Raw genomic sequence first — 25,103 nt, forward strand, 5'->3', positions numbered from 1 at the left:
TTCCTTTAAAATGTTGATATAAGGGATGTGATAACATGATAAATGAACGTAAAGTAAGAGAACCCCAGCAAAAAAGAAGTATAGAAAAAAAAGATAAAATACTTAAAGCCGGCTATAAATTAATTTGTAAAAATGGTTATTACAAAACAACAACCTCAGAAATAGCAGCAGAAGCTGGTGTTTCAATAGGATGCCTTTATTCTTACTTTAAAGATAAACATACAATTTTTTTAGATCTCCTTAAAAAATATCAAGAACAATTTGATAAGCTTCGAGATGAATTTATGAATAAAATGCTGCTTTTTAAATCACCAGAAGAATGTTTCCGTGAATTCATGTTAATACTTATAGATATTCATGATAAGTCTGTGGATTTTCAAAGAGAAGTAAAAACACTTTACTACTATGATCCAGAAGTTGCAGCACTTTCAGATGAGCAAAGGAAAAAAATACAAGATGCTGCACTTTATTTTATAAAACTATATAAAGAATACATTGATATAGACGACTATGAAGCTGCCGCCATAGTTACATCACTTATTATAAATTCTGTAGTAGACGATGTTTCTTTTTATAAAAGTTCAATTGACAGGAATCGTATTATAGATGAGACTGTTAAAGCTCTATGTAGATATTTAAAAATGAAACCAATAAATCACTTAAATAAATATTAATACCTGCCATTATAGCTAAAATGGCAGGTATTAACAAATTTAAAGTCTTGCTTCCTTAACTTTTTGTACGAACTTCTTAGCAGTTTCAGTTACTTTATCATAGTCTCCAGTTTTTGCTCCACCAGTAAGTTTTCCACCTACTCCAACAGCAACGCAACCATTTTTAATCCACTGATCTACATTATCAAGACTTACTCCACCAGTAGGCATAATAGGAACCTGTGGTAGAGGTGCCTTTATCCCCTTTACTATGCTTGGACCATAGGCACTTCCAGGAAATAATTTTATTATAGATACACCAGCTTCCATTGCTGTTATCATTTCAGTTACAGTCATACAACCTGCCATATAAGGTATCTGATATCTATTGCATAGTTTAGCAGTTTCTAAATTGAAACCAGGACTTACAATGTATTTGGCTCCTGCAAGTATTGCTATTCTTGCAGTTTCACTATCTAAAACTGTTCCAGCACCTAATATTAATTCATCTTTGGGAAACTTACTTTTTAAAGAAGCTATTACTTTATCTGCATCAGGCACTGTAAAGGTAAGTTCAATTGCAGGTATGCCACCATCTATGCATGCTTTAGAAATTTTTTCGGCAGATTCTGGAGTCTCAGCTCTTACAACAGCTACTACACCTACTTCTTCAATTTTTCTTAGAGTTTCAATTTTTTCAATCATTGCATATATCTCCTTACTTAAAATTATTTTTTACAGTAATTTTATAAATATTTCATGCGTTCCATATATTTTTCATTAATATCAACATATATAAGTCAAATAAAACTAAATTTACATTGCATCATCTAAATCATTTAAATCTCTTCCAGTGACATCTTCAGAAACATAAGAACTAAAGAATGTACTTAAAGAAAAAACAATAAGCATTACAGCAACTGGAACCCAACTGCCTGAAACTGCTGATACCCAACTAGCTGCAATTAAAGGTCCAAAACCAGTAGCTATAAGACCTGCTACTTCTTTAGCAAGAGAAACCAGAGTAACTCTATTTTTTGATCCAAATAATTCACTTAACGTTACATTTTCTAAAGCAAACATTCCTTGACAACCAATATTTAAACCAATTACTAGTCCAATAGTTAGTAAAACAACATTTTTTGAATTAATCATCATCATCATTGGAATTGCATAAACTGCCATGGCAAGTGATAACGTCATATATACTTTTCTTCTTCCAAATTTGTCACCAAGATATCCGACCACAGGAATAGTTATAAAAGATATTAAAGATGAAATAATATTGGCATTTGTTGCAACAGTTTTTTGCATCAAAAGAACAGTAACAACAAAACCAGCTAGATATGTTTGTAGAACACCACTATTGCCGGCTTGTCCAAAACGTAATCCCAAAGCAACTACAAAACTCTTTTTTCCTTTTCTCTTAACTATAACTGGTTTACTATTTTTTTCTATTTCTTCTCTTTCTTTTAAAAGCAACTTTTTCTTCTCTGCCATAACTGGACTTTCTTTAACAAAAATTCTAATTAAAATTGCTGCAATCATGACAATAAAGGAGGCGAAAAATGGAATTCTCCATCCCCATGTAAGTAAATCGTTTGCACTAATATTTGTTAGAATGATAGTCCAAATTAAATTCGCTAATAATGTACCAGATGAAGTTCCTAAACAAACTAAACTACCAATCAAACCTCTATTTTTCACCTTTGAAAACTCAGCAACCATAACACCAGCACCACTTATTTCTGCTCCAGCACCTAAACCCTGAAAAATTCGTAGTACAACTAATCCTATTGGAGCTAATATGCCAACTTTTGCATAAGTAGGCAAAAAACCTATAAGTGTGGATGCAAGTCCCATAAGAGTTATAGTAACAAAAAGAACTGTTCTACGTCCCATTTTATCACCAATTCTTCCAAAGATATATGCTCCAACTAACCTAGCAACATATCCAGCTCCATATGTTCCCATGGACATTATTAAACCCATGGCAGGACTTGCATTTGGAAAAAATATTTTATTAAAAACAATAGCTGCTGCAAGAGAATATAACTGAAAATCCATAAATTCCATTGCAGTTCCAAGCCAGCCACTTGCAGCAACTTTAACTAATTCTTTTGTTTCGATTTGATAAGTATTATTATCACTTTTCTGCATTTTTACTACACCTTCTTTACTATTTATAAAAAATTTAACTTTATTTTCTAATATACAAAAATAATTTTAGCTACTCATCAAAGGTAAGAATCATTTTTTTAACCTCTTCAGAGTGTTCGTCAATAAAATCAAAAGCTTTTTCAATTTCATCAAACTTAAATTTATGTGTAATTAATCCATCATTTTTCAACATTCCAGATTCCATTAGACGAATGACATTAGCAAATTGATATGCTTGTAATCTAGTACCTACAACAGTTAATTGATTTTTTGTAATAGGTAATTGTGGAATTTGTGATGCTTTTTCAGAAAAGCCTAAAACAACAATAGTACCTGCTGGTGATGCCAAATTAAATCCAAGTTCAAATGTCTTTGGAGATCCAACTGCATCAATAACCTTATTTACGCCTTCTCCATTTGTCCAATCTTTAACTGCCTCCTTAATATCTTCCTTTGCAACATTGACAACTCTATCTGCACCATTTTCTTTAGCAAATTTCAACTTATCATCAACAACATCTGTTATCATTACTGTAGCACCTTTGATCTTGGCTAATTTAAGGATACATATACCTATAGGTCCAGCACCTTGAACAAGTACAGTATCTCCAACACCAACATTACCACGCGCTGTAGAATTAGCACCAATTGTATATGGTTCAGCTAATACTGCCGTATCCCAATCTAAATCTTTACTTATTACATGACATTGTTTTTCAGGTATTGTAAAGTATTCTCTCATACCGCCATCTTCATGAACACCAAATACAGATAAATCTTTACATACATTAGGCATACCATGACGACATGCATAACATTTTCCACAATAGTTAATTGGTTCAATTACAACATGATCACCAACATTAAGATTTTTTACATCACTACCTATTTCAACAACTTCACCAACAACTTCATGTCCCATAACTCTTGGTAGTGTAGCCAATGGATTTTCACCATGATACAAGTGAACATCAGATCCACAAATGCCAACTCTTTTTGTTTTTATTAAAACTTGATCTGATTTTGCAATTTTAGGTATCTCTACCTCTTCAACTCTAAGATCATCTTTTCCATAAACTCTTGAAATTTTCATAACTTTTTCCTCCCATTCCATTTATATAAATTTAGCTAAATTTTATTTAGTAATAACGCTAAATTAGTAACTTGACTTCTAATTAGAAGCTTTATAGAAAACCTCTTATAACAAAAACACTTAATACATAGCAAATATTTGATATTCTAAACATACCCTTAAACTTGTGCACTAGAAAACGTTTTTTGGATATTAAAAAATAATAAAAACTGTTTCAACACATTTGTTAGTTAATTTAATTTGTGATATATTAAATTTTGAAGATGCCTAAACATTTTATATCATAATTTGTTATGTTAAGATGGTAGTCTTTATCCTAACAAATTATGATATGTCTTTTTTTATTTATATAAATTAATTTCTATTTACTCATTTTATTGATTGCTTCCCACAATCCATTTAAATAAGTTACCCCAAGAGCCCTGTCATATAATCCATATCCAGGTCTTGCCTTTTCATTCCATATCATTCTTCCATGGTCAGGCCTAATATAACCTTCAAATCCTATATCATGATATGCTTTCATTATTTCAAACATATCAAATGAGCCATCACTTGATAAATGTGATACTTCATGGAAATGTTTTTCAGATAGTATTTTTATATTTCTAACATGGGCAAAATGTATTCTTCCCATAGCTCCAAAATATCTTATGAGTTCAGGTATATTATTTTTAGTGCTTGATCCTAATGCTCCACTGCATAAAGTTATACCATTATAAGGACTATCCACCATTTTTACTATTCTCTCTAAATTTTCTTTTGAATGTACTATTCTAGGAAGTTCAAATACATTCCATGCAGGATCATCTGGATGTACTGCCATTTTTACATCATACTTTTCACATGTTGGTATTATTGCTTTAAGAAAATATTTATAGTTTTCAAATAACTTTTCCTCATCTATATTTTCATACAGCTTCAATACATTTTTTAATTCTTTAAGTCTGTCTGATTCCCAGCCTGGAAGTGTAAACCCATTTGAATTTTCTTCAGTACTTTTGACAAGATCAATTGGATCTATTCCCTTTAACTTATCATCATCATAAAACATTGCATAAGATCCATCCGGAAGTTTATATGCAAGATCTGTTCTAAGCCAATCAAATACTGGCATAAAATTGTAACATATTACTTTTATACCTGATTGTCCTAAATTCTTTATTGTTTCTTTATAGTTTTCTATGTACTTGTCCCTAGTTGGTAATCCAAGCTTTATATCTTCATGAACATTTACACTTTCTATAACTTCAAGTTCCAAACCATGAGCTTCTATGTTTTTCTTATATTCAAGTATTCGCTCCATAGGCCATACCTCTCCAGCTGGAATATCAGGTAAAAATCCTACAACTCCTTTAACTGCTGGTATTTGACGTATTTGATCAAGTGTAACACTATCATCATTTTCGCCAAACCACCTAAATGTCATCTTCATAAAAAACATCCCTTTCTCTAATTAGCAATTTAAATATTTTCTAAGTGTGTTTCTAACTGCACCATCTCCTGTAATCATCTCAGCAAAATAATTTTCAACTTTTTCTCCAAGTCCAACTTTATAAAGATCTGAACCAAATATATCTTCATTTGAAAGTATTGGTTTCAAGGTTCCATCTACATACTTTCCTCCAAGTTTTACACCTGACAAATATTTTTTCAGTGTTTCTAAAAGTGGATCTGAACTAATTTCAAATTTTTCACCTTTATCATCTATTCCAAGCATATATCTGCACCATCCTGCAATAACAAGAGGTATATATTTTAAAGATTTTGGATCTAAATCATCTCTTTTTACATATTCCTTAATTGTCTCTCCAAATCTTATTCCAACTTTTTGTGATGTATCAGTTGCAATTCTCTGTGGAGTATCTGGTATATATGGATTTGGTAGTCTTATTTTGATAACTTCTCCTATGAAATCTTCAGGGGCAATTACTCCAGGATTTGTAACAACAGGCATTCCTTCATCATATCCTATTTTCTTTATAAGTTTTGTAATGCAATCATCTTTCATTTCATCTGCAATCAAAGTATATCCAAGCAAACATCCAAATACAGCCATAGATGTATGAAGCGGATTAAGACAGGTACATACTTTCATCCTCTCAACTTTTTCTACTGTTTCTCTATTTGTAAAATACACTCCTGCATCTTCAAGAGGCATACGTCCATTTGGGAAACTGTCTTCAATGACAAGATACTGCGGTCCTTCGGTATTTACAAACGGTGCTATATAAGTATTTTTGCTTGTTATAATAGGCTCAATGTTATTTAGCCCAATTGAATTAAGTAGTTTTTTAACTTTGTCAGAAGGTCTTGGTGTAATTTTATCTATCATACTCCAAGGAAATGTAACTTTTTCTTCATTATTTATATAATCAATGAATTCCTTCTCAACTAATTTATTCTTAGTCCATTCATTTGCAATTGTATTAATGGAGTTATATAATTTTTCTCCATTATGGGAGCAGTTATCCATACTAACTACTGCAATTGGAAGCTCTCCTGATTTAAATCTTGTATATAAAAGTGATGTAACTTTAGACATTACATTACTAGGTTTAAATGGTCCATTTTTTATATCTTCAGCTACTTCATCTGTAAAGCTTCCATTTAAATTTTTTAATTTATATCCCTTCTCAGTTATAGTAAAGCTTATCATTTGGAGTGAAGGATTTGAGAACATTTCATTAAGCCTTTTCCAATTTTCTTCTCTTTTGCCATCTGCAGCAATACTTTCTCCAATACTTGCAATTACAGTATTACTTAGCTTTCCATCTGGATTCATAATTACTTGAAGACTCAAATTGTCATAAGGTGTATATATTTTATCTATGATTTCATAATCATAAGTTTCCACTGCAACAATTCCAGTATCAGCCTTTTTTAAATTTAAAAGTTTTTGCTGAAGTGCAGCTATAAATCCCCTAAAAATATTGCCTGATCCAAAATGAACCCATTTTGGATTTTCTATAGTTTTTTTGCACATTTCATCATAATCAAACTCAGGTAATTTTATGTCTACTTTATTCCAGTCATCTTTTTTCTTTATACCTTCCTTATTTAAATCCACATTGCTACCTTCTTTCTAAAAATATTTACTTTGCAAAATTAAAAAATTTTGTATAACTCATTTTTATCATGCCTCCTTAAATAAGCATTTAACATTTAATAATGTCTAAAAGAATATATATTCTTTTGAAATTGTGATATAATATATTTTGTATAATTTTTTACTTTGAGATTTTGTTAAGAATACTCGTATCCCATTTTAGAATATTCTTGACAAATCTCTTTTTTTAATAATAACGTTTGCATGTAACCTAAATATATAAACTTACAAGTTTATATATTTATTTAAAATATTCCTGATACTTCTCTTTTAATTTAACCGAATCAAAATTAACCATAGTCAGGTGCTCTCTCATAACTTTATCAGCTATATCTGGCTTTTTATCTCTTATTGCATCTGTAATTACCAGATGTTGTGAATATACATTATCTATTTTTAACTTCAAAGACAATGATAATACACGGATACGTTGAAAATCTGCTTCAACTTGACAAATTGTATCCCAGGTTCTTTTTTTATTGCATCCTTCAAAAATTGTCCTATGAAATTCCTCATCTGCTTGAAAAAAACCTGTGTAGTCGTTTTTATCCATACACATTTTTTCAACTTTCAAATTCATTTCAAGGAAAAACATTTTTTCTTCTGGAAACTCATTACATGCAAGTTTAACTACTGCTCTCTCGACATGCTCACGCAAAAATCTTGCTTCTTCTACAGCATCCAAATCAATAAGTGACACAAAAGTTCCTTTTTGTGGATATACATCCAATAGTCCTTCTTGAGATAAAAGTAAAAACGCTTCCCTAACCGGAGTTCTACTTACATCAAACTTTTCTGAAATACCTTTCTCAGAAATACTAAGTCCTGGCTTTAAATGCAATTTTATAATCTCTTCTTTTAAAATTTGATATAACCTTTTACTTGTTAACTTTTTTCCTGTCTCAAGAATCATTTATTAATTCTCCTTCTTTTTAATCATACAACCATACTACCATACAACCATACTTGTATGGTAGTTATGCTTTTATTATAGCATATACTTTCATAAATTCAATATATTTTGCTAAAATAAACAGAGTTTTTATATTCTAATTATTTTTACTTATAAATTCATCAAGATGAATTTTATCTGGATAACCATCATTATCACCTGCAGACATTACAGCAAGTGCTCCTATAGCATTTCCTCTTTGCACTGACTCTTTAATATCTAAACCTTCCAACAATCCACTTATGAGTCCAACTGCAAATCCATCTCCTGCCCCTACTGTGTCTACAACTTTTCCTACCTTAAAGCCCTTTACTATAAAGGAATCATCTTTAGACTTTACATAAGCACCTTTACTGCCAAGTTTTATAATAACAATTTTAACTCCCTTATCTAAATAAAAATCTGCAATATCGTCTGGATTATCACTTCCTGTCAATATTAATCCCTCACTTATTCCTGGAAGCACAATATCACTCTTAAATGCTATATCATTTATTACACGTTTCATTTCTTCTTTATCTTTCCATAGAGGTAATCTTAAATTAGGATCAAATGTAATTGTAACATTATTTTCCCTAGCAATTTCTAATAATTTATAAATAGACTCCCTGCAATTTTTAGACAGTGCTGGGAATATACCCGTTAAATGAATATGCTTTAGTCCATTTACATCAAGTTTTTTCAAATCCTCTACTGAAAAATGAGATGCTGCAGAATTCTTTCTAAAATAAAATATCTTTGGATCCCCATAACTAACTTTTGATTTCAATTGGTGTCCCGTAAAATATTCATCAGTTTCCCCTATAAAATCTGTTCCTATTTTTTCTTTTTTTAAGCTTTCTTTTATAAAATATCCAAAAGGATCTTGTCCTATTTTAGTAATATATTGTGTAGAATGTCCTAGTCTCGAGAGTCCAACACATACATTAACTTCTGCTCCCGCTAAAAACTTTTCATAAAATTTCACATCTTTTAGTTCTTTATCAATTTCACTTTCTCCAGTGGCAGCAAACAATATCAATGGCTCTCCAATAGTTAAAAATTCACTCATTATATAGTTCCTCCATTTTCATAAATTAATCTGTATTTATTTAGACACTTTAATTTATTTTTTATAGAAACCGGTTTACATTTGTTGTACACAAGTTTATTTAAGTACAGTAGACCCTCTTATTTCAAGTTTAGATCTTAAATAAATACATATATTTTTCTCACCTTTGTCCTGATTTATTTTATCTAAAAGTATTTTTGCCGATCTCATTCCAATGTCATAGGATGGTTGTGATATAGTAGTAATTCCAGGTGATATCAAAGATGCCCATCCCCAATTATCATACCCGCAAATTCCTATATTCTCAGGTATTTTTAAATTAAATTTATTTATACACTGCAGTACATTTAAAAGCACTACTCCATTAACAGCAAATATTGCCTTACTACCCTTATAATTATTCAAGAAATCAAATAAACTAAGTTCCACACTTCCTGTATCATGTCTATCTATAGTATAAACATTAAAATTGGAACTATTTAATCTGTTATTACAAGCATCTAAAAACGCTTTTTCTCTCTCAATCCTCACACTTATTTTATCTACATGCTGAGTAAATAATGCTATATTTTTAAACCCAGAATCAATTAAATAATTTATAGTTTTAAATGTCATATCATAGTTATTACTTGTAACAGAATCAAATACCTTATCATCTATAATTCTGTCCATAGTTACAACTGGAATACCTTGATCCAATATATCTTTTAGTAATTTTCCATTATATCCAGTACCGTTTATTATCAATCCATCTACACTCTGGGATGTAAGAGAAAGAAGATATTCTCTTTCCTTATCTTTATCATTATCCGTATTGGCTATTATAACCTTATATCCATACTTTCGACATTCATCATCTACACCTTTTATTAACAAAGAAGAAAATGGATTGGTCAAATCTGCAATTATAATTTGTATAAGCATACTCTTTTTAAGTTTTAAACTTCTGGCCATACTATTCGGTTTATAATCTAATTCATCTATTACCCTTTCGATATTTTTTCTAGTCTTTTGTGACATATATTCAAATTTTCCGTTTAAATATCTGGATACTGTTGATTTAGACACTCCTACTTTTTTAGCCACATCATCAATTACAATTTTTTTCTCAGGCTTTATGTATATCACCTCTTCTTTTAGAAACCGGTTTACTAATATTATAGTATCATTTAAAATTATCACTTTCAATAACTAATTAAATATTTCTCTCTTTCACAAAACATTTATTAAATTAATTTTTATTTACCGAAAATGAATTTAACAGCTATTAGCACCATTAAAATGCCAAATAATTTTCTCATAATATCTACTGGTATAACATGAGACATTTTAGCGCCTAAAACTGAACCTATAACTAAAAATATACATATTAATATTCCTGCTTTAACATCGACATGACCTTCTTTGTAATAGTCTATAAATGCAAGTATACCTACCGGTGGTAACAAAATTGCAAGAGATGTGCCCTGGGCTTTTAACTGAGTGAATCCACATAGATAAATTAATGCAGGTACTATTATGATTCCACCACCTATACCAAATAATCCACTCAAAATACCTGCTATACATCCAATAACAATAAATAAAATAATATTATTCACTATTTTTAACCTCCTAATTTTGTTACATAATATTCTAATTCCATTATGTTCCACACCTATTGTAATCTATAACTAACTTTCAATTCTACTTTAATATTTTATCCCGTAACTAACCATTTTAATACTCCAACGCACTCTATGAAAGGAACTGTTAATAAGCATCAGATGGAGTTAAAACTCCATCTGATGCTTAGAAATTTGCTTATAAGTATATTAGCAGATTATTTGAAGTATAGCCCACTTCAATGGAAGTGGGCGTGCTACAAGTAAGTAGTCATCAGATAAATAGATTAACGTTAGAATCCTCTGCTTCTCCTAGATAGTATCCTACACCACCTACTTTAACTCCATCTATTAGTTCTTCTTGTTTAAGTCCCATTACATCCATACTCATCTGACATGCAACTATTTCTATTCCACTGTCAATAGCTGCTTTAATTAGCTCATCCAGTGAAGAAACATTTTTATTTCTCATTACCATTTTCATCATTTTTGTACCCATACCAAGCATATTCATTTTAGAAAGTTTTAATCTTTTAGCTCCTCTAGGCATCATAAAGCCAAACATCTTATCCATAAATCCCTTTGAAACACTAACTTTTTCATGCTTTCTTAAAATATTAAGTCCCCAGAAGGTAAAAAACATTGTAACTTTTTTACCCATAGCAGCTGCTCCATTAGCTATTATAAAGGATGCTAACGCTTTATCCAAATCTCCACTAAACACAACTAATGTTTTATTGTCTTTCTGTGCAATGGTGCCATTATTTACTGATTCACTATTTTGAGCTGCTTGTTTTTTATTGCCTTTTCTTATAAAAGCTATTATATTACCTTTATCTTTTTTCCTGTCAAGAAGTTCATTATTAGTTCTTTCACACCAAGATTTTATATCCTCATAAAATCCCTGATCTGATGCCATTACCTTTAATACTTCTCCTTCTTTCATATCCTGTATATTACTATTAACACGCATTAAAGGTCCTGGACAGCATATTCCACAAGCATCAAGGTTTTTGTCAAAGCCTCCTTTTTTATAGGCTTCATCAGCTTCTTTATATTCATTTAAATTACTTTCCAAACTTACATTAGATTTTTTTCCTCTTAAATCCATAGAACCGCCTTTACCACTATTACTCATTACAACATCTCTTGGTTTGAACTTACTCATAGTATAGGTTTTATATCCACCTGTTAGATTTTTGGCTTTAAATCCATTAGCCCTTAAAATTCTTGCAGCTATATACCCCCTAAGTCCTACTTGACAATAAACTAATATTTCTTTGTTTTTATCCAGTTCATTCATTCTAGCTCTTATATCTTCTGAAGGTATATTTATAGATCCTTCTATGCTGCCGTTGCTGCATTCTAATTCAGTCCTCACATCAACAAGCTGTGTTTTATCCTTATCTCTGTTATCTATATTCTCTGGAAGTATTATTTCATCTTTGCCGCTTAAAACGTTTTCCGCTATAAATCCAGCCATATTTACAGGATCCTTAGCTGAAGAATAAGGCGGTGCATATGCAAGTTCCAATTCTGTTAAATCGTAAACCGTTCCACCAAGCCTCATTGTAACGGCTATATCATCTATTCTCTTATCTACTCCAGCATATCCAAAAGCTTGAGCTCCTAGTATATTTCCGACCTTATTAAAAATAAGCTTTATTGTCATTGGCACTGAACCTGGATAGTAGCCAGCACTTGAATTGGGATGAAGGTATATAGCCCTATATGGTATGTTCTTTGCTTTTAATGTCCTCTCATTATTTCCTGTGCTTGAACCTGTCAATCCAAATACTTTAATAATTGATGTTCCCATAGTTCCTTTATAAACTGAATTTAAACCACATACATTATCTGCTGCAATTCTTCCTTGCTTATTTGCTGGTCCAGCAAGTGCAATGGCAGTTTTACTTCTATTTATAAAATCAACTACTTCAATAGCATCTCCTACTGCATATACACCTTTCACCTTAGTTTCCATTTTATCGTTTACTATTATATGACCTTTAGGTCCGAACTCTATTCCTGACTCTTTTAAAAATGCTGTATCCGGTTTTACACCTATTGCAAGTATAACTATATCTGAATACAAAGTTTTTCCACTGTTTAGAATTACATTTACTCCTGTTCCATCTTCTTTAAATTCTTTAACTCCATCATTTAATACAATTCCTACGCCGTTGTCCTCTAATTCCTTCTCTGCAAAAGTTACCATTTCTGAATCAAAAGGTGCTAATATGTGTGGTGCCCCTTCAACTAAAGCTACATTTAAACCTCTCTCTTTAAGGTTTTCTGCCATTTCAACACCAATGAATCCTCCACCAATTACAACTGCATTCTTTATATTTTCATTATCTACATAAGCTTTTATTCCATCAGTATCAGGTACATTTCTTAATGTAAATATCTTATCACTTTGTATTCCAGGAATAGGAGGCTTAACTGGAGTTGCTCCTGGTGATAAAATTAAATAATCATAGCTTTCTTCATACTCACCCTTGTCTCTACTGCTAACCTTTACTTTTTTACTTTTAGTATCTACTGTTATTACTTCACTATTTACTCTAACATCAATATTAAAACTTGCCTTCATGGCCTCAGGAGTTTGCACTAATAATCTTTCTCTTTCCTTTATAGTTTCTCCAATATAATAAGGTAATCCACAATTTGCAAAAGATATATATTCGCCTTTTTCAAATAATATTATTTCTGCATTTTCATCAAGTCTTCTAAGTCTAGCAGCAGCTGATGCTCCTCCAGCTACTCCACCAACTATCACTACTTTTTTCATATATATTTCCTCCAATCATTATATTCTCCATTATCTAAAAGACTTTTAACTATCAACCAGATATGATAATAATTTAAGTATCTCAGCAGTTGCATTATATTTATTAAAATTCTTATCTATAATTTTTCCCTTCTCTTCAAATATCATGTATGATATTGCATTTATATATTCAGATATAGCGATATAATTATCAATAATTTTTACTAAAACATATCTTTTCCATTATATTTTAAATTTTAATCCATAATGCTCAGTATTAATATTTACTTCTTCTAAAAATGTAAAATCTAAATTTTCAACTATATTCCTTAATTCTTCTTTTGATATTCTTTCATTTACAGATGGACCATCTTTCATATCTCTTTTATCCCAATCAATTATATAAACATATCCTTTATTTTTTAGTACTCTTTTTACTTCAGTGAAAAATCTTACCTTATCCTCTATTTCATGAACAACATTACATACAAAAACATAATCAATAGAGCTATCTTCTACTGGGAAAGAATATTCTTCACTCTTTTTAAATTCTATATTTGATATATCTTCTGCTTTTTCTCTTGCAATATCAAGAATTTCCGTCATTATATCTACACCAATTACATTTCCATTAGTAATAATTTTTGATGCTGGTATAGTAAAATAACCTATACCGCAGCCTATATCTATCAATGTACCTTTATCCCCTATTTTAAACTTTTTTAAAATTTCTTCAGGAGGCATACTCTCTCTTCTTTTTGGATTATCCAATTTCTCTAACTTTTTAATATCAAATTTATGCATTTAACCACTTCCCCTCATTCCACAATTGTTTGTATTTTTAACATGAAGAAGAATTGGGACTACTTATAGTGAATCCTGGGCTAAACCAATTATTTGAATAATCAATAATTGATCCATTTACATACGCTTCGAGTTCCAAATTATAAACAATATTCATGCCTTCTACTTTAACAAGTATATCGTCATTATTTTTTAACTCATCCAGAGCTAATTGTAATTTTGGACCACCTCAGCCATAACCTCCAAAACTAATCCTTAACATTGCATTTACCATACTCTCATCTTTTTGCTTAATTTTATTAAACTTTTCAACTGCCCGCTTAGTAACCTTAACCATAGTAAATTCACCTTCCTTTAATATTTTTATCTTAATCTATATTTAAATATAACAAATTATTTTTAAGTTAAATTTATATTGTTATATTTAAATATAGCAATATAATAGTTAAAAAATTTTTTCCTATTATTTATTTAAAACATGATTTAAGCCTTCAAAAGTATGTTCTATAATTTCTGCACACCCTATACCATTCCTCTTTAAATCTTTACATGTCTCTGTGCCATATTTTTGTTTTACATCTTGCATTAATTCGTTTGTAAGTCCTCTCGCTTCATTTTTGTCTGTACCGTTCTCTCTTCCCTTTATAAAACCTATGATTACAGCTGCAGCTCCAACAGCTCCACATGTACTTCCAACAGTAAACCCTGCACCCATGCCACTGCCAAGGCTTATTGGAATGCTAGTACCATTCTTTTCATTATACGCCTTAATTATAGCTTCTCCACAGGTATATCCTTGCTTATGATATTCTGATGCCTTTGTCATAATATTACCTCCTAATAAATATATAATAACTTTCTTATATACTTATATTAAGATGCTATTTTATTTTTGTCAATATGCAAATTACATTTAGCATAAATTTTATTTACAATAGTTTTCCTTCAATACTTGTATTATATTAACTATCCTTTCGTCTTTAATAAAATAAGTTATTGTCAATCCACTTTTATTTGAATCCAATATTCTATTAGCTTTAAGTATTGATAAATGTTGTGACAAAGCTGGTTGAGTCAAATAACTCATTTTTTCATGAAGTTCACTTACTGTCATAGGCTTTTCTATTAAATAGCAAACTATCACCAATCTATTTTCATTAGACAATACTCTTAGTAGTTTTGATATTATTTTAGCTTTTTCTATTTCTCCCATTTATACCCTCCCATATTTTTATATATAATAGTTAAGAATGAAAAATTAATAGTTAATGTGAATATTTTTAAATTACGAAAGTTGAGTATCTATATAAGCACATTACTATATAGTTATATTATTGTTTTACTTAAATTTTGTCAATATGTGCATAGCATAATAAAACTTATCTTATTACAAAATTAAATAAATAACCGGTAAATACTATTCCGAATCCCAGTACTCCTGCTTCAACAAAACCAATAAAAAGCGGTACTGCAGAACATGAACAAAATGGTGTGACAATTCCAAGCAATGCTGCAAGAACATGCCCAATAAATGTACTTCATTTACTCTTTGCAAGTATCTTTTTTGTTTTTACTGAAACATATAAAATCTGAAGCATTTAGTCCAGCATAAAATAAGTCTAGTCTTTTAATATTTCGTTCAAATCCTTAAGTATTACTATTTTTCCTCTTTCTAATTTTATATATCCTCTTTTTTCAAGACCTTTTAGTTTCCTGCTAACAACTTCTCTAACCGAATCAACCTCAAAGGCTAATTGACTGTGTGTTGTATAAATTATATTACTATCTTTATTAATAAGTAACCTGATAAGCCTTGATTCTAAAGATTCATGAATTATTCTTTCTTTGTTCTCTATAACAATATTAAATTTATTATATAAATCTTTATATATATATGATAAAAACTCATTATTCTCTATAAGGTACTTTTCAACTATGTTAAATGGAATTATACATAGTTCAGAATCCTGAATCGCCTTACCTACTATTTTTAGAGATTTCAAGTTTGACAAACAACTCAAAGCTTCATGGCAAAATTCTCCTTCTTCTATATTATAAAGATTAGTTTCATCTCCATCTTCATTAATTTTTTGTATTTTTATTGTCCCTTTTATGACAAATGGAACTCCTTCACATGTTTCCTCTATTAATTTTACATACTCATTAAAATGTATAATTTTAAAAATTACTTTTCTTTTTAATATTTCATTATTATTTATATCGATTTTCTCTAATACCGGGTATGCTTTATATAAAGATTTTATACTTTTTAACCTATTGCTTAAATTTCCATCATGATTAACCATTTATTTTCCTCCACAATTTTGTCATATAATTACAATGATTTCAAGTCAATCTTATTATGTCCTATTGCCTTTTTAGGACATGCGCTTACACATTTTCCACATTGTATGCAATCAGGATGACTCAGGAGGTCACCTTTGTATTCATAAGGAACTATTCCTAACGAACACTTTTTTTCGCATATTTTACAAGAAACACAATTTGATGATACTTGTAGTACTTTTTTATTAGTTCTAAATTTTGATATTATTGATGCTATAGTTCCCATGGGACAAAAACTACACCAGATTCTATGATTATAGAATAAAGATAATATTATACCAATTATTGTCGTTACAACAATAATCCTATAAAATACCATTCCAATACCATAAAGATTTCCCCAATTTCGTTTAATTCCTAATGTAAACATAGTCATCATAAATACTACAACTAAAATTCTAAAATAATAAGATTTTAAAAGCTTAGGTACTTTTCTTTTATTACTAAATTTAGAAACTATATTATCATAAAAGTTTCCTCTTGGACATAAATTGCCGCACCAGAATCTCCCCTTAAATACAGACACAATTATAGGTCCTGCCATACAAATGACAGCTGCTACTGAGAATCTAAGGTCAATTAATCCCAATAATACAAATGCAATTAATAATGTAAATGAATACTTTTTCCACAATTTAAAAAATTTTTTCAAGTTAAATCCCTCCATTGCTTAGTTCTTATGAATTTATTATAAATTAATTATTTAAATATCTAAGTGACTTAGTCACACTAACATTCCCTGAAAATAAAAAAATAGTATAATACATTAAATTTGTAACCAAAAATCAATGTATTATACTATTTCTCATTTACTTATGCCATTTTCCCCTCATACCATTTCCCTGCATATGACCAGTATTACCGTTACAGCTATTTATATTATCATTTATATTTTCTTTTAAAGAATCACCCTGCTCTTTTGTAATTGTTCCCTTTGATACTGATTCATCAATAGATTTTGACTTTTCTTCAATTAGTGCTGTTCTGAATTCCTCTATAGTCATACCCTTGTCTTTTGCCAAATCATACATGGTCTTTCCTGAATTTAGACCATCAGTTATTTCCTTGTCCGTCATTCCAAGTTTGCCCTTTAATACAGAAGATACATAATCATAGCCTCTCATGGAAGTTATTCTTCCAAATCCTAATCCATGATTTGTATAATTAGTTGTTGTTTCTGCATAAACAGTGGCACTTGCTCCTACTACCAGCACCACCGCCAATGCTGCTAAAAAATTCTTTCCTTTCAATTTTCATTCCTCCTTAATTTTACTTTCAATTTGTTGGGTATACTATGATAATAAACAAATTTGAATATAAAAAAGTGTCCTAATTGTGTTATATTTATTAAAATTTACTTGAATGTATTTGCAATGAAATCACAATCATAACAATTATAGTCCACAATTATTTCACACTTTTAATTATTACGGATGATATAATCTAAACAAGATAACGAGGTGATACAAGATGGATAAAAATATTTTAATTGCTGATGATAATATAGAAATCATTAAAATCCTAAAGCCTTATATAGAAAAAGAGGGTTTTACCGTAATTTTTGCCCTTGATGGAGAAGAGGCATTATTAAAATTTAACCATTATAATCCACAGTTAATATTACTTGACATTATGATGCCTTTAATGGATGGATTTGAAGTTTGCAATAAAATAAGAGAAAAATCAAATACTCCAATAATAATGATAACGGCAAAAAGTGAAGATGCTGACAAAATTTTAGGGTTAAATTCCGGTGCTGATGATTATATTGTAAAGCCATTTAGCCCTGGGGAAGTAATAGCAAGGATAAAGGCTGTCTTAAGAAGGATCACTCTTCCTGAAAATAATGAAATGTCACTAATTAAATATAAATCTCTTGAATTAGACATTGACAATTACTCAGTTAAACTAAACAGTAAAAACATTAATCTTACAAAAAAAGAAATCGAGGTTTTATGGATGCTATCAAGTTCACCTAACAAAATAGTTTCAAGGGATGATTTACTGGACAGCATATGGGGTGTGAATTACTTTGGAGACCCAAGAACAGTGGATACCCATATAAAAAGGATAAGGTCAAAGCTTCACCTTAATGGACAATATAACTGGGACATTAAAACTATTTGGGGTATAGGATATAAATTTGAGGTAAAAGATGTTTAAAAAAAATATTACTTTTAAACTTACCCTTGGCTTTTTAACAATCGTTATCGTTTCAACTCTTTTAATTGGAATTATTGCATTAAGTATATTTAAAAATAACATCTATGAAATCAAAAGAAATAACATGAAAAAACATGCTTTGGAAATTTCAAATACTATTAGCCCTTATATGTCTGAAAACACTAAAGAAAAAGATTTTGTAAATATTGTAAATTTAATAAACTCCATCGATAACGCAAAACTTTGGATACTGGATTCTAGTAAAAATATTATAAGTGCATCAAATAATAAAGATAATGTTCTCACTAGCATTAACTATGCTGATGTGAAAAAAACATACAATTCTATTACTGAAAAAGTATTCACTGGTGCAGAAACATACGATGAAATATACAACCCTTACTATAAAGAATACATGATGACTACAGCAGTTCCAATAAAAAATAGCAGCAGCACTGTAATAGGTGCAGTAATTCTTAATTCTTCTTTATATGATTTATCAAATTCTATGAACAAATTTTTTATATATATAGTTTTAACTCTTATAGGCGAAATATGCCTTGCTGGATTTATGGGATATTATTTTTCCAAAAATATATCTAAACCATTAAAAAAAATAAATTCATCTGCACTTGAACTGGCAAGAGGTCACTATGGAATAAAGACAAATATCTACCAAAAAGATGAAATTGGCGAATTATCAAATTCATTTGATTTATTATCTCTAAAACTTGAGTACACCATAGATAAGCTTTTTGAAGAAAAAAATAAGTTAAGTAATATACTGAAAAGTATGAACGAGGGTATTTTATCTCTAGATACAAATTTTCATATTATAAATATGAATCAATCTACCTTAGACCTACTGTCTTTAAAAGACATTGAATCAGGCACAAAAGTTAATGAAATATTACTAAATTTAAATGTAATTGAAGAATTTAATTTTGCTATATCAAATAATACTAAAAACTCTATTGTAAAAGAATATCTAAATAAAGTATTAAATTTTTCTATATCTCCTATAAAAAATAACTTAAATCAAATTATAGGTGGTGTAATTCTTATTCAAGATGTAAGTGAAAAAGAAAAACTTGAACAGATGCGTAAAGATTTTATTTCAAATGTTTCTCATGAGTTTAGAACCCCCTTAACTGTTATAAAAGGTAATTTAGAATCAGTTATAGATGGAGTAACAAAGCCAGCATATATAACTGACACATGCATTACACTTTTAAAAGAAACTAACAGGCTTGAACGAATGGTTAAAGACTTGCTCAATCTAAGTAAATTGGAGTCTGGTAAATTAGAGATTGATTTTAATAAACTGGATATCAATATGCTAGTTAATGATACCATACGAAGTATTAAACCCATAATAGATGCTAAATCCATAGATTTGCAGCTATCTTTACAGAATAATTTACAACCCTTATTTAGTGACTATGACAAGTTGAAGCAATTACTCATAATATTTTTAGATAATGGAATTAAGTTTTCACAAAATAAAGGTAAGTTGAAGATATCCTCATATTCCCATAGTGAAAATGTTTGTATAACTATTGAAGACAATGGTATTGGTATACCTAAAGATGAAATTCAATATTTAGGCGAAAAATTTTTCAAAGCTGATAGATCAAGAACTTCAAACACTGGCGGAACCGGACTTGGACTTTCAATTGCAAAAAGATTAGTAAAAGTTTTAAATGGACATTTTTCTATAGAAAGCGAACTTACAAAAGGAACAAAAATAACTATTTCTTTTCCAGCAAAACCTAAAAATGAGGTGAAACTATGATGAGACATGACTATTATATGGGATTAGGGTTTTATGGTTCTTATATTTTAATATTTCTTCTATTAGTTATTTCAGTCTTAATATTTTTAGTATTAAAAAATAAACCTCCCTTAAATCCCTTTATAATAAAGCTTCTAGATATACTTAAAGAAAAATATGCTTCTAGTGCAATTACTGCAGATGAATTTATAGAGAGGAAATCTATTATTGAAGATATTAAATATTCAAATTCTTATACCCCTATACTTATTGAGAGATATGCAAAATGTGAAATAGCTACGAAAGAATTTTTGAATATCAAAAATGAAATTGAAAGCAATAATTATAATGCTTCTATATGTGAAGAACTTGCAAAGGGGAAACTTTCCTATGATAAATTTAAATTAAAAATATTGGGAGGGCAAATGAATGAAAAACAATAAATTATTAAAAAACTTACGCTATATTTTACTTGCAGTATTCTTGATACTTATTACAATTGAAGCTTACCTCCATCAACTGCTTGGAGGTGGCAAATCACCATCTATACATGCACTGTGTCCCTATGGAGCCTTAGAATCACTCTACAGCTTGATTTTTGCTGGAACATTCATACAAAAAATATTTTCAGGCACCCTTGTCCTACTTATCATAACATTATTAATAGCATTGATTTTCAGGAGAAGCTTTTGTGGGCTTATATGTCCTTTTGGTGCTCTTCAAGAGTTCTTTGGGATTATGGGCAAAAAAATATTTAAACGAAAACTTATTGTTCCAGAAAATATAGACAAGCCATTAAGATACCTTAAATATATTGTTCTTGCAGCAACACTATATTTCGCATGGAAAACTGCTGGTTTGTGGATGAACCCTTATGATCCCTGGGCAGCATATGGGCATATATCTGAAGGCATATCATCCCTTACTGGTGAATACTTAATTGGTTTTATTATACTCATAGTCTCTATAGTTGGTTCTCTATTATATGACAGATTCTTTTGTAAATACCTCTGTCCTATGGGTGCATTTTACGGTATAATTTCAAAAATAAGTCCAGCAAAAATAGTAAGAAATAATGATAACTGTATTAATTGTGGTCTATGCAGCAAAAATTGTCCTGTTAATATTAAAGTTTCTGAGCTTAAAGAAATTAAATCTGCTGAATGCATTAATTGTCAAACTTGTATACTATCTTGTCCTGAAAAAAATGCCTTAGAATTTAAAATTAAAAATAAATCCGTTAAGCCAGTATTTGTTTTAACCTTTGTAATTTTATTGTTCTTTGGAGGAATAGGCATTACTAAACTTACAGGAATATACCAGGATACGCCTTCTAAAATATCTCTTGAAGCTAAAACTTCTGAAATTAAAATAAATCCTGAAGAAATAAAAGGTTATATGACTTTGCAAGAAATATCTGAAGCATTTAAAATTGATTTAAACGAACTGTATAAAAAACTTAATATACCTAATTCCATTCCAAAGGATACAAAATTAAAAGACATTAAAAATTTTATTGCTGATTTTGAAGTAGAAAAAGCTAGGGAAGCACTAAAGTAAACTATTAAACCGGGAATCAAAACTCCCGGTTTAATAGTTTTTTCTTCAAGTTTATCAATTCTAAATAAAATCTACAATTATTATTCCACTTTTAGCCTGCATCAAACATATTTATCCTAACTAAAAATAATTTTATAGAGTTTAACTAATAATAACAATATACAAGTAAAAGGAGGCGTTTTAATGGGCAAAAAAATATTAGTCGTTGGTGGAGTTGCAGGAGGAGCATCTGCAGTTGCAAGACTCAGGAGATTGGATGAAAGTTCCGAAATAATACTTTTTGAAAGGGATGAATATATATCTTTTGCAAATTGTGGTTTGCCTTATTATATAGGTGAAACAATTAAAAAAAGAAAAAAGCTTCTTGTTCAGACACCTGAAAGTATGTTCCATAGATTCAACATAGACGTAAGAATTAATAGTGAAGTTATAGGTGTTGATGTTAATAAAAAGGTAGTTAAAGTAAAAAGTAAAGATAAGGGAATTTACGAAGAGAATTATGATTATTTAGTGTTATCCCCTGGTGCAAAAGCTGTTAAACCCAAATTTGAAGATATAAACAGTAATAGAATTTTTACTTTAAGAAATATACCAGATACAGATAACATAAAATCATTGGTTGATAACGAGGGAATAAATAATGCTATTGTCGTTGGTGGTGGTTATATAGGCGTTGAAATGGCTGAAAATCTAAGAGAAAGAGGATTACAGGTTACTTTAGTTCAATCTGCTCCTCATATTCTTGCACCCTTTGATTCAGATATAATAGTTACAGCAGAAAAAGAGCTTGTAAAAAACGGAATTAACTTAATATTAAACGATAGAGTAATCTCTTATAAGGCTAGTGAGCATAATGTTGAAATTATTCTAAACAGTAATACAAAAATTATTGCTGATTTAGCTATATTAGCTATTGGAGTAACTCCTGATACAGATTTTATAAAAGATAGCGGAATAAAGCTTGGTGCTAAAGGACATATATTAGTTAATAACAAAATGCAAACAAATATAGAAAATATTTATGCTGTTGGAGATGCAATTGAAGTAGTTGATTTTGTTAACAAACAAAATACTGCAGTACCTTTAGCTGGACCGGCAAATAAACAAGGGAGAATAGCTGCAGATAATATATCAGGATTAAATTCAACCTATAAGGGTACTCAAGGTAGTTCAATAATTAAAATTTTTGATTTAGCAGCTGCAAGTACAGGAAATAATGAAAGGACCCTAAAGAAACTTAATATACCTTACAAAGTTATAACTATTCATCCTGTTTCCCATGCATCCTATTATCCTGGTGCACTCCCTTTAACATTAAAACTTATATTTAGTAATGAAGGTAAAATTTTAGGTGCTCAAGCTATAGGTTACGATGGTGTGGATAAAAGAATTGATGTTATTGCTACAGCAATAAGATTTGGTGGAACAGTATCAGATTTAACGGAGCTTGAATTGTGTTATGCACCACCATTCTCTTCAGCAAAAGATCCTGTAAATATGGCAGGTTTTGTAGCCGAAAACGTTATTACTGGAAAAACTGAAGTTATCACTCCAGAAGAATATTTAAATTGTAATAAAGATAATACTATTCTTTTAGATGTTCGTTCAGATATAGAATTTAATAATGGTCACATTGAAGGAGCTTTAAATATTCCAGTAGATAATTTAAGAGAAAGACTTGGAGAATTAGATAAAAATAAAGAAATAATTGAATATTGCCAAGTTGGTCTCAGAGGATATATTGCCTCGAGAATACTTTCTCAAAATGGATTTAAGGTTAAAAATATAACTGGTGGCTACAAAAGTACATCAAATTTAAACTTTGTTCCTAAAAAGTCTGAAGAAATTAATTCCAATTCTGAAAAATTAATTTTAGACCAAGATACACAGGTTGTGAAACGATAAGTAAATTAAGATAATTAAATAAAGATAGCAGTTTATCAAACATTCATGGAGGTAACAAATGAGTTTTTTTAATTTATTTACACAAAAATCTTCTAGTAAAATTTCTGATAAAAAATTAAAAGAAATGCTGGAAAGTTCAACTCCCCCACTTTTAATTGACGTTAGAACCCCAGAAGAATATTCTAGAGGACATATATCAAAAAGCAAAAATATTCCTGTTCAAAATTTTGAAGATTCTATTAAAAAAATGGGATTAAAGTTAGACTCCCCTATTGTAGTATACTGTCAAAGCGGTATGAGAGCTTCTCAAGCTTCTAAAATACTAAATAAGTTAGGATTTGAAGAAATTTACAACCTTGGTGGAATTGGTAATTGGAGTTATGGATTAAAACGTTAATCTTCCTTATAAAAGAAATTTTTTAAAGGCTCCCAACTATTTATATATAAATTCAATAATATTAAACCAAGCTATATAAATAAAGTTGTAGCTTGGTTTAAAACACATTTCATAAATTATTAATATATTTTAGAAAATTAAAAAATACACTTATTTAATTATACTGTACTATATTTGAATTAACTATTATTTGGGCTATTTCATTATGAATCTCTTTTGACACATGTATTCCATCATCTAAGAAATATTCTTTCATTTTTCCACTTGCAGCTAAAATAGTTCCTATATCTATAACTCCAATATTTTTCTTCTTACCATATTCAACTAACAGTTCCCGAAATTTGCCTAAATAGTTATTAACCTCTCTATAATCCCTATCCTTAAACCATGTTTTTTCTACAATATCATCTTTAACTGGAAGAGGCGTTAAAACTATAGGAACAAATTTATTTTTTTCACACATCTGAACCATCATATCTATGTTTTTTAAAATATCATTAATACTTATCTTTAAAAATACATCATTAGTTCCACCCATAATTAGAACTTTAGATGGTTTAAACTCAACAACATCTTTTTCAAATCTTTCCTTCATTTCAGCTGTTGTATTACCTGGTATACCTTTATTAATAATGTTTTCCTTTATTTTCTCAGATAATACACTAACCCAACTTTCTGTTTTACGAACTCTAAAACCAAAAGTTATGCTATCTCCAATACATACAATACTCACTTTATTTTCACCTTTTTCTATCATAT

Annotated in this window: 24 protein-coding genes and 2 pseudogenes; 7 read left to right on the forward strand and 19 right to left on the reverse strand. The window is 29.6% G+C overall.

The window, feature by feature from the left end:
- Positions 1–35 precede the first annotated feature (35 nt).
- Positions 36–674 (forward strand): TetR/AcrR family transcriptional regulator, encoded by a 639-nt coding sequence (locus DMR38_RS14965; protein ID WP_127722052.1) that lies wholly within the window; start codon positions 36–38, stop codon positions 672–674.
- Between the two features lie 39 nt (positions 675–713).
- On the opposite strand, the gene DMR38_RS14970 is transcribed toward DMR38_RS14965, so the two are convergent.
- The 18 genes and pseudogenes from DMR38_RS14970 to DMR38_RS15050 all read right to left on the reverse strand — a co-directional run bounded on the left by DMR38_RS14970 (position 714) and on the right by DMR38_RS15050 (position 17,795).
- Positions 714–1,358 carry a bifunctional 4-hydroxy-2-oxoglutarate aldolase/2-dehydro-3-deoxy-phosphogluconate aldolase gene (locus DMR38_RS14970; RefSeq protein WP_127722053.1) on the reverse strand — a complete coding sequence of 215 codons (645 nt, stop codon included), beginning with the start codon at positions 1,356–1,358 and terminating at the stop codon, positions 714–716.
- A 111-nt stretch (positions 1,359–1,469) separates the two neighbouring features.
- Positions 1,470–2,813 (reverse strand): MFS transporter, encoded by a 1,344-nt coding sequence (locus tag DMR38_RS14975; protein WP_127722054.1) that lies wholly within the window; start codon positions 2,811–2,813, stop codon positions 1,470–1,472.
- Positions 2,814–2,883: 70 nt separating this feature from the next.
- The gene (locus DMR38_RS14980) at positions 2,884–3,906 is read right to left on the reverse strand and encodes a zinc-binding alcohol dehydrogenase family protein (RefSeq protein ID WP_127722055.1); all 1,023 of its coding nucleotides are present in this window, start codon (positions 3,904–3,906) and stop codon (positions 2,884–2,886) included.
- Between the two features lie 361 nt (positions 3,907–4,267).
- Entirely contained in the window at positions 4,268–5,341 is a 1,074-nt protein-coding gene (gene uxuA, locus DMR38_RS14985; RefSeq protein ID WP_127722056.1) for a mannonate dehydratase, read from the reverse strand.
- A 21-nt stretch (positions 5,342–5,362) separates the two neighbouring features.
- Positions 5,363–6,976, reverse strand: coding sequence for a mannitol dehydrogenase family protein (locus DMR38_RS14990; protein WP_127722057.1), 1,614 nt, complete (start codon positions 6,974–6,976; stop codon positions 5,363–5,365).
- Between the two features lie 280 nt (positions 6,977–7,256).
- Positions 7,257–7,928: a GntR family transcriptional regulator gene (locus tag DMR38_RS14995; RefSeq protein ID WP_127722058.1), complete on the reverse strand. Its 672-nt coding sequence runs from the start codon at positions 7,926–7,928 to the stop codon at positions 7,257–7,259.
- Positions 7,929–8,064: 136 nt separating this feature from the next.
- Entirely contained in the window at positions 8,065–9,018 is a 954-nt protein-coding gene (locus tag DMR38_RS15000) for a sugar kinase (protein ID WP_127722059.1), read from the reverse strand.
- Between the two features lie 96 nt (positions 9,019–9,114).
- Positions 9,115–10,200 (reverse strand): LacI family DNA-binding transcriptional regulator, encoded by a 1,086-nt coding sequence (locus DMR38_RS15005; protein ID WP_243124598.1) that lies wholly within the window; start codon positions 10,198–10,200, stop codon positions 9,115–9,117.
- Positions 10,201–10,256: 56 nt separating this feature from the next.
- Positions 10,257–10,619: a sulfite exporter TauE/SafE family protein gene (locus tag DMR38_RS15010; protein WP_127722060.1), complete on the reverse strand. Its 363-nt coding sequence runs from the start codon at positions 10,617–10,619 to the stop codon at positions 10,257–10,259.
- Positions 10,620–10,896: 277 nt separating this feature from the next.
- Positions 10,897–13,416 carry a DsrE/DsrF/DrsH-like family protein gene (locus DMR38_RS15015; protein WP_127722061.1) on the reverse strand — a complete coding sequence of 840 codons (2,520 nt, stop codon included), beginning with the start codon at positions 13,414–13,416 and terminating at the stop codon, positions 10,897–10,899.
- A gap of 222 nt (positions 13,417–13,638) precedes the next feature.
- Positions 13,639–14,199, reverse strand: coding sequence for a class I SAM-dependent methyltransferase (locus tag DMR38_RS15020; protein WP_127722062.1), 561 nt, complete (start codon positions 14,197–14,199; stop codon positions 13,639–13,641).
- 37 nt (positions 14,200–14,236) lie between these two features.
- Positions 14,237–14,536, reverse strand: a complete 300-nt coding sequence (locus DMR38_RS22645; protein WP_347562531.1) for an iron-sulfur cluster biosynthesis family protein — start codon at positions 14,534–14,536, stop codon at positions 14,237–14,239.
- 126 nt (positions 14,537–14,662) lie between these two features.
- A complete protein-coding gene (locus DMR38_RS15025) occupies positions 14,663–15,025 on the reverse strand; it encodes a C-GCAxxG-C-C family (seleno)protein (RefSeq protein ID WP_127722063.1) in 363 nt (120 codons plus the stop codon).
- A gap of 99 nt (positions 15,026–15,124) precedes the next feature.
- Positions 15,125–15,412 carry a metalloregulator ArsR/SmtB family transcription factor gene (locus DMR38_RS15030; RefSeq protein ID WP_127722064.1) on the reverse strand — a complete coding sequence of 96 codons (288 nt, stop codon included), beginning with the start codon at positions 15,410–15,412 and terminating at the stop codon, positions 15,125–15,127.
- A 196-nt stretch (positions 15,413–15,608) separates the two neighbouring features.
- Positions 15,609–15,770: pseudogene (locus tag DMR38_RS15035) on the reverse strand (permease); the annotation flags it as partial.
- Positions 15,771–15,818: 48 nt separating this feature from the next.
- On the reverse strand, positions 15,819–16,505 hold the full coding sequence (locus tag DMR38_RS15040; RefSeq protein WP_127722065.1) for a Crp/Fnr family transcriptional regulator: 687 nt from the start codon (positions 16,503–16,505) through the stop codon (positions 15,819–15,821).
- 29 nt (positions 16,506–16,534) lie between these two features.
- Positions 16,535–17,197, reverse strand: a complete 663-nt coding sequence (locus DMR38_RS15045; RefSeq protein ID WP_175413023.1) for a 4Fe-4S binding protein — start codon at positions 17,195–17,197, stop codon at positions 16,535–16,537.
- A gap of 157 nt (positions 17,198–17,354) precedes the next feature.
- On the reverse strand, positions 17,355–17,795 hold the full coding sequence (locus DMR38_RS15050) for a hypothetical protein (protein ID WP_127722067.1): 441 nt from the start codon (positions 17,793–17,795) through the stop codon (positions 17,355–17,357).
- 220 nt (positions 17,796–18,015) lie between these two features.
- Between DMR38_RS15050 and DMR38_RS15055 the strand changes: the two genes are divergently transcribed.
- The 6 genes and pseudogenes from DMR38_RS15055 (at position 18,016) to DMR38_RS15080 (ending at position 24,344) form a co-directional block, all read left to right on the forward strand.
- Positions 18,016–18,708, forward strand: a complete 693-nt coding sequence (locus tag DMR38_RS15055) for a response regulator transcription factor (protein ID WP_127722068.1) — start codon at positions 18,016–18,018, stop codon at positions 18,706–18,708.
- A complete protein-coding gene (locus tag DMR38_RS15060) occupies positions 18,701–20,503 on the forward strand; it encodes an ATP-binding protein (protein WP_127722069.1) in 1,803 nt (600 codons plus the stop codon). The genes DMR38_RS15055 and DMR38_RS15060 overlap by 8 nt, the downstream gene beginning before the upstream one ends.
- Positions 20,500–20,925 carry an SHOCT domain-containing protein gene (locus DMR38_RS15065; RefSeq protein ID WP_127722070.1) on the forward strand — a complete coding sequence of 142 codons (426 nt, stop codon included), beginning with the start codon at positions 20,500–20,502 and terminating at the stop codon, positions 20,923–20,925. Before DMR38_RS15060 ends, DMR38_RS15065 begins: the two co-directional genes overlap by 4 nt.
- Entirely contained in the window at positions 20,912–22,042 is a 1,131-nt protein-coding gene (locus tag DMR38_RS15070) for a 4Fe-4S binding protein (RefSeq protein WP_127722071.1), read from the forward strand. The genes DMR38_RS15065 and DMR38_RS15070 overlap by 14 nt, the downstream gene beginning before the upstream one ends.
- A gap of 183 nt (positions 22,043–22,225) precedes the next feature.
- Positions 22,226–23,866: pseudogene (locus DMR38_RS15075) on the forward strand (CoA-disulfide reductase); the annotation flags it as partial.
- Between the two features lie 139 nt (positions 23,867–24,005).
- Positions 24,006–24,344, forward strand: coding sequence for a rhodanese-like domain-containing protein (locus DMR38_RS15080; RefSeq protein WP_127722073.1), 339 nt, complete (start codon positions 24,006–24,008; stop codon positions 24,342–24,344).
- A gap of 154 nt (positions 24,345–24,498) precedes the next feature.
- On the opposite strand, the gene DMR38_RS15085 is transcribed toward DMR38_RS15080, so the two are convergent.
- The gene (locus tag DMR38_RS15085) at positions 24,499–25,101 is read right to left on the reverse strand and encodes a GDSL-type esterase/lipase family protein (RefSeq protein ID WP_175413024.1); all 603 of its coding nucleotides are present in this window, start codon (positions 25,099–25,101) and stop codon (positions 24,499–24,501) included.
- Positions 25,102–25,103: the final 2 nt, after the last annotated feature.

The organism is Clostridium sp. AWRP (assembly GCF_004006395.2).
GTDB lineage: Bacteria > Bacillota > Clostridia > Clostridiales > Clostridiaceae > Clostridium_B.